This window comes from Cupriavidus phytohabitans (genome assembly GCF_000426345.1).
Classification (GTDB): Bacteria; Pseudomonadota; Gammaproteobacteria; order Burkholderiales; family Burkholderiaceae; genus Cupriavidus.
On the sequence record NZ_AUFE01000146.1, the window covers coordinates 1 to 5,981 of the forward strand.

The window sequence follows — 5,981 nt, forward strand, 5'->3', positions numbered from 1 at the left end:
GCCGCCTGAGAACCGGCCACGATCAACCTTCGTACACCAGATTTGACTTTATCTCGATCAGCGGTAGCCGCAGGCGGCTTGTCAGTTCGATGGGCAGGCTCACGATATTGTTCTCCTATCTTTCTTTGGGCGTCGACGCTCGTATCTCGACACTCTGCATCACTCGCAGGGATCTACCTCGCTTCTATTGCCGACCTCATTTCTCTCGCAGCTATCAAGGGTTTCCCATCAATTTATCTTTGGTTGAACCATCATATACTAGCTCTGAGCGTAGGTGTTTTGCCATCCAACTATCGTTTGTCCCTAGGAGTCGCAGATGCACATGTCTCGTCGCCGCACGCTAGGCGCTATAGCGCTGGCACCTTCGATGGCTTTTCAATGGTGGCCGGTGACGGCACGAGGGGAAGATTGGCCGGCGAAGCCCCTGCGCATAGTCGTGTCTGCAACAGCAGGCAGTTCTATCGATGCGCTGGCTCGCATATATGCGGAACACTTGGGGAACGCGCTGAAGCAATCTGTCGTGGTAGAGAACAAACCGGGCGCGAATCAGACAATCGGCATCGGCGCAATTCGATCTGCACCGGCAGATGGCTACTCCATTCTCATGGCAAGTACTGAACTGGTTCGCGTTCCGCTGCTCTATCCGAAGCTACGCTACGATCCGTTTCGTGAGTTCATTCCGTTGCTGCAAGTTGCAGAGACTTCTTCGTATTTGTGTGTCCCAACGAGCCTCCAAGTGAGCACATTGCAAGAGTTTCTAGCCCACGCGCGTCGCGCTCAGCAGCCTGTCAGCATTGGTTCGCCAGGGCAAGGTAGCGCCGCTCACTTCTATAGTGAGCTGCTTGCTCGGGCTGCTCAAGTGAGGGCAGAGCACGTCCCGTACAAAGGCGAGGTTCCATTAGTTCCCGACCTTTTGGCAGGACGAATCGATGCTGGGTGGCTTTCAGGAAACTTGGTGACTCAATACGTGAATCAGAACAAGCTTCGCGTGTTGGCGGTGGGTAGCATGAAGCATCGCGTGGCCTCCATGCCGGCGGTACCAACCTTTACTGAACTAGGAGTACCAGGACTCGATATCGAGGGCTTCCTTGGCCTCGTTGCGTTGTCAGGGACGCCAACGCCAATTGTTGAACGGCTGACAGCTGAGCTCATTCGTATTCGACAACGCACGGACGTGCGAGAGAAGGTCGAGTCATACGGCTTCGAAGCGACCAGGGCGGGTAGTCGCGTGGACTTCCACAGGACGATGAAAGCTTCCCACGATGGGTGGCAGAAGGCAATTAGCAAAGCACAGATTAGCCTAGACAGCTAATGTACTTACATCCAGATGTGGGCTCTCGCGCCGTAACGATTTCCTGCAACGTGGGCACTAGTTCTCCACCCGGTCTAGTGCCCACGGACAAACTTGATTCAGCAGGCGCCGTAGCCGGGACGGGCTTTTTCCAGCTGCGTCTTATTCTTCAATCCAGTTTGCCGCACGCATGAGGAGGCCGCATGCCGCGTCATGCAGGCGGCTACCGGTGGCTGCATCAGCCAGGCCAGCGCAGGACCTCGCATGCGTACCCTCAAGCACGATAGCGAGCTTATAGCAGGCGAGTACGGCATACCAGCGGAAACAGCTCAGGTCTCGTCTGCTCTTCTCGGCGTATCGCTCAACAAGGTCCGCTTCGACCGGAAATCCGTCCCAAGGAGCGATTTTGTTTGTCAGGTGATGCGAACCGTCGGGCCGTGGCCAAGTGGCCAAGAGCCAGCCCAAGTCCAACAACGGGTCGCCCACTGTAGCCATCTCCCAATCCACTACCGCAGCCAGCTCGCCGCTCTCATTTCGGAACATGACGTTTGATAGGTGAAAGTCGCCATGCAAGATGCCGGGTGTTGTTTCGGCGGGCTGATTTGCACGTAACCACTGTGCGATCGGTTCCACAGCCGGCAGGCAGCTGGCTCCTGGCCAACCAGCGTGCTGCTCATAGCTTTCAAGCTGTTGTTGCCAACGCTGAACTTGGCGCTGCAGGAAGCCCTGTGGACGCCCCATATTCTGTAGGCCGAGCGCGTCGGGCTGGAGACTACCGAGCGCAGCAATGGCGTCGACCATCGCTAGACCCATGCGTGTTCTGATGTGCCGATTGGCAGCGTGTAGCGGTAGCAGGCCCGATGTGCCGGCGTTGAACCCTTCGACCGCCTTCATCAGGAAGAAGGTGGTTCCTAATACCTGAGGGTCATCGCACACGCCCACAAGCTGGGGATGCGGTACAGCAGTGCCCGACAGGGCTCGCAGCACCTTGGGTTCTCGCATCATGGCGGAGTCACTGTCTGGTCGCGGGTGTTTGGGCGGTCTACGCAAGACATACCCGATGCCATCGCGCTCGAAGCGAAGCAGGATATTTTGAGTTCCGCCCGTGAGTAGTTGTGGTCTCTCTATACTTTTGCGGCCGATTAGGTTGTCATCCATCCAGCTTTGCAGGCGCGTAAGGTCTATCAGCGTATCGAGTCCGTTGGCATTCAAACCGGAGTTCATGGGCGAACCTCTTCGCGATAGCGCTCTTGGGCTTGCTGTCGCAGCGTGGGGATATGCTGGCTGGGAAAGGCTTCATGAGTTGGCTTCACGCTGGCAAGAAGTTCCTTTGCCAACGTGATTTGATGTACCTCTGTCGGGCCATCTGCCAGACCCATGACATAAGAGGCGAGAAGTTGGTCGAAGAATGGCATTTCGTTGCTGACACCGAGCGAGCCATGCACTTGAATCGCTCGGGATACGATGTCATGCAAGACCTTAGGCATTGCCGCCTTGACTGCCGATATGTCTTTTCGCACCTTCTTATAGTCATTGTGCTTGTCGATCAGCCAAGCGGTTCGCAACACGAGCAGTCGGAATTGCTCCAGTTGGATCCACGAGTCGGCAACCATGGCTTGGACCAACTGCTTGTCGGCCAGTGTCCCGTGGCGTGAGGGACGAGAAACCGCCCGCTCGAGGGTCATGTCAAGCGCTTTTCGAGCTTCGCCAATGGTGCGCATCGCATGGTGAATGCGGCCGCCACCTAATCGCGTTTGCGTGACAACGAAGGCGTCTCCGCGATTGCCTAACATGTGATCCGCGGGGAGACGTACCTTCCGAAAGGCGATGTACCCGTGAGCGTGCCCTTCTGCCTTTCGGCCGGCTAGATGCACATCTCTGATGGTCTCGAAGCCCGGGGTCTCTGCTGGTACGATGAAGGTGGAGAGGCGTCGATGGAGTGGGGCGTCGGGCTCAGTGACGGCTACAGTGATGAAGAAGGAAGCGTAGTTGGAGCTTGACGCGAACCATTTCGTCCCATTGAGTACCCACTCCTCCCCGTCCTGGACTGCAGTTGTTCGGATCATCGTGGGATCCGCGCCGCCATGCGGTTCGGACATGGCGAAGCAGGATACGATCTCGTTTTGTAATAGAGGAGTCAGATAGGTTCGTTTCTGCTCGTGCGTACCATAATGAGCAAGAATTTCCGCGTTGCCAGAATCCGGTGCTTGACACCCAAATACCGTCGGGGCGAATGATGACTTCCCTAAGATTTCATTTAGCAGTCCAAGTTTGACTTGCCCGTAGCCCGGGCCGCCGAGTTCGGGGCCCAAGTGGCAACCCCAGAGTCCGCGCTCTTTTACGCGCTGTTGCAAAGGCTTAACTAGACGATTGCGTAGCGGGTCTCGAACTGCATAAGGACTGACAAGCACATGCTCCAGCGGTGCTACTTCATCACGCACAAAGGCGTCGACCCAGTCAAGCTGTTGTTGAAATTCCGAATCAGTTTCAAAGTCCCAAGCCATGATCTTCTCCGCTCCGTAGATTATGCGTGCAGACCACCATCCACCGGGATGGTATGTCCGTTGATATAGCCGGCTAGTGGAGAGGCCAAGAAGAGCGCGACACCAGCGATGTCCTGCGGTGTGCCCATGCGCCCAGAGGGAATGCGCTGTAAGGTTGCCTCCAGCCGTTGAGGATTCTGCGTAGTGGCCTTGGTGAGCTTTGTGTCCACCAGCCCTGGCGCAATGCCATTCACGCGAATGCCGTCACCCGCCCACGCGGCGCCCAGAGTGCGCGTTAGCGAGATTGCGCCGGCTTTTGACGCCGCGTAAGCAGGGTTGCCGACGGCGGACTTATAGCCGGAGATTGAGCTGACGACGATCACAGAGCCCCCCGCCGTTTGCAGCATCTCTCGAAAGCGCATGCAACAGCTCATTACGCTGCTAAGGTTGACCTCGACCACACGTCGAAACGTGTCGTCGGTGAACTCGGCCCGCTTATACTCTACGATGCCCTGTGAGAGGATCAGGGCGTCGAGTCGGTCAAATGGCTCGCGCCAGCCTGCAACGGCGCTAGGGTCCGATACGTCGACACTCGAGAAGTGCAGGCCATGAAGATCTGAGCCCTCTTCTGGTCGATAATCAGCTTCGTGTGTCCGGGTGCCCCAGACGTGGACTTCAGCACCTGCGGCTCGAAACGCTTGTGCAATGCCGTTTCCAATGCCACTTGTGCCGCCGATGACGAGAACGCGCTTGTCATAGAATTGCAGGGGTTCCCGCTGGTGGTCGGAGGAGGATTTGAGCATGGGGCGGTCTCAGGTCAAAAGTTGAACAGCACTCGGCCAAACGCACCCCGCTCCGATGCCATTTCGGCAGCCTCGGTGATACGGCTGACTGGCAGGACGGCTCGAATAAATGGGCGGATTGTTCCCTCGTTGAAAAGATCCACACATTCACGCTGGATCGCGGCCGCTTGCGCGGGCTGCATGAAACCGAACTGCCGCATGTCGACGCCGACAAGCGATGCGCCCTTAAGGATGGCCAAGTTCGCCTTCAAAGAAGGAATTTCGCCGTTTGCGAAGCCAACCATCAGATGACGGCCTTCCCAGCCGAGGGTCCGGAAGGCCGTTTCAGTTGCGGTACCCCCTACCGGGTCAAAGCACACATTGACACCCTTGCCGGAGGCTGACGCTTTTACTGTGTCCTTCCAATCGGTAGTCGTGTCAAACGTGTCATGCGCACCTGCCAAGTGCGCTGCATCGCGTTTTGCCTGGGTGGAAGCTCCTGCAATGACGCGGGCCCCCATCCATCGACCCAACTGAATCGCCGCGTGCCCCACAGCACCGGCAGCGCCAAGAACCCAGCAAAGTTTCACCGGCTCGCAGTGCGCCTCGCTCTCTGAGAGCATAAAGTGCCGTTGAATACGCGGAAGTGGCGACTGCGGCTTCGATGTCATTCGCTTTGTCGGCAAGCGGATGCACCCTGTCTTTCGGTACACATGCGAATTCAGCCCAAGCCCCTTGGCGCACCCCGCACACGCGATCACCAACCTTCAGCAATGTTTCTGTGTCGGGGCCGACTGCGTCCACGACTCCGCTGAACTCACTACCAGCGACAAAAGGCAAGGGCGGTCGAAGTTGATATTGACCCCGCGCGAACAATAGGTCCACATACGAAATCCCGCATGCGTGGACCCGGACGCGGATCTCCCCGGACGCAGGCCGTGGTATTGGTACATCGTCCATAACAAGTCGATTGTCCCGTCCGAAGCTATGTACGCGCAGCGCTTTCATGCGAGGCCTCCCGTTCACAATGGTTGAACCTATCAATTATATGGGATGCTGATCGAGATTTACCAGCACTTTAGGGTTTTCCCTCAATCGGGGCGCTATGGGGGTCTATTGGCAATCCACCCAAGTTACTGTAAGCATCAACAAGCCTTATAAGCGGCATGTCGATGAGGCTTTGGGCGAGGCGGACGAGGTTTGTTGCGATCCGGTCGCACGCGATGGGCACGTGTTGCGATCAAAGCCAAGGTCTCATTCAGGGCAGCCTTGGCCCAGCGCAAGCCGAGCAGCGCCGCTGACAGGACAGGTTTGAGAGCCGTGATGGCGAAGGTTCGGTTGATACGACGGTCCGAGTCAATCTCATGTTCCTGCGCGGCGCTGAGGCAGCATAGGGCGTGCAAGTTGTCGCTGAGGATTTTGGCG

5 protein-coding genes and 2 pseudogenes are annotated in these 5,981 nt (G+C 57.2%); 1 reads left to right on the forward strand and 6 read right to left on the reverse strand.

What is annotated here, in order from left to right:
* Positions 1–322: 322 nt before the first annotated feature.
* Positions 323–1,312, forward strand: a complete 990-nt coding sequence (locus K309_RS41115) for a Bug family tripartite tricarboxylate transporter substrate binding protein (RefSeq protein ID WP_198030906.1) — start codon at positions 323–325, stop codon at positions 1,310–1,312.
* A 141-nt stretch (positions 1,313–1,453) separates the two neighbouring features.
* Here K309_RS41115 and K309_RS0133480 read toward each other — a convergent pair whose 3' ends face one another.
* From K309_RS0133480 to K309_RS43540, 6 genes and pseudogenes are all read right to left on the reverse strand, one after another.
* Positions 1,454–2,515: a phosphotransferase family protein gene (locus K309_RS0133480; RefSeq protein ID WP_035878808.1), complete on the reverse strand. Its 1,062-nt coding sequence runs from the start codon at positions 2,513–2,515 to the stop codon at positions 1,454–1,456.
* Positions 2,512–3,795, reverse strand: coding sequence for an acyl-CoA dehydrogenase family protein (locus tag K309_RS0133485; protein WP_029050301.1), 1,284 nt, complete (start codon positions 3,793–3,795; stop codon positions 2,512–2,514). The genes K309_RS0133480 and K309_RS0133485 overlap by 4 nt, the downstream gene beginning before the upstream one ends.
* A gap of 20 nt (positions 3,796–3,815) precedes the next feature.
* Positions 3,816–4,577 carry an SDR family NAD(P)-dependent oxidoreductase gene (locus K309_RS0133490; protein ID WP_051320756.1) on the reverse strand — a complete coding sequence of 254 codons (762 nt, stop codon included), beginning with the start codon at positions 4,575–4,577 and terminating at the stop codon, positions 3,816–3,818.
* Between the two features lie 14 nt (positions 4,578–4,591).
* Positions 4,592–5,227: a zinc-binding dehydrogenase gene (locus tag K309_RS39650; protein ID WP_084402691.1), complete on the reverse strand. Its 636-nt coding sequence runs from the start codon at positions 5,225–5,227 to the stop codon at positions 4,592–4,594.
* 70 nt (positions 5,228–5,297) lie between these two features.
* Positions 5,298–5,564: pseudogene (locus K309_RS44235) on the reverse strand (alcohol dehydrogenase catalytic domain-containing protein); the annotation flags it as partial.
* 137 nt (positions 5,565–5,701) lie between these two features.
* Positions 5,702–5,981 (reverse strand): annotated as a pseudogene (locus tag K309_RS43540) (IS4 family transposase); the annotation flags it as partial.

Coding starts and splice junctions, on each gene's coding strand:
- K309_RS41115 (WP_198030906.1), top strand. CDS start 323: ATGTCTCGTCGCCGCACGCTAGGCGCTATAGCGCTGGCACCTTCGATG.
- K309_RS0133480 (WP_035878808.1), bottom strand. CDS start 2,515: ATGAACTCCGGTTTGAATGCCAACGGACTCGATACGCTGATAGACCTT.
- K309_RS0133485 (WP_029050301.1), bottom strand. CDS start 3,795: ATGGCTTGGGACTTTGAAACTGATTCGGAATTTCAACAACAGCTTGAC.
- K309_RS0133490 (WP_051320756.1), bottom strand. CDS start 4,577: ATGCTCAAATCCTCCTCCGACCACCAGCGGGAACCCCTGCAATTCTAT.
- K309_RS39650 (WP_084402691.1), bottom strand. CDS start 5,227: ATGACATCGAAGCCGCAGTCGCCACTTCCGCGTATTCAACGGCACTTT.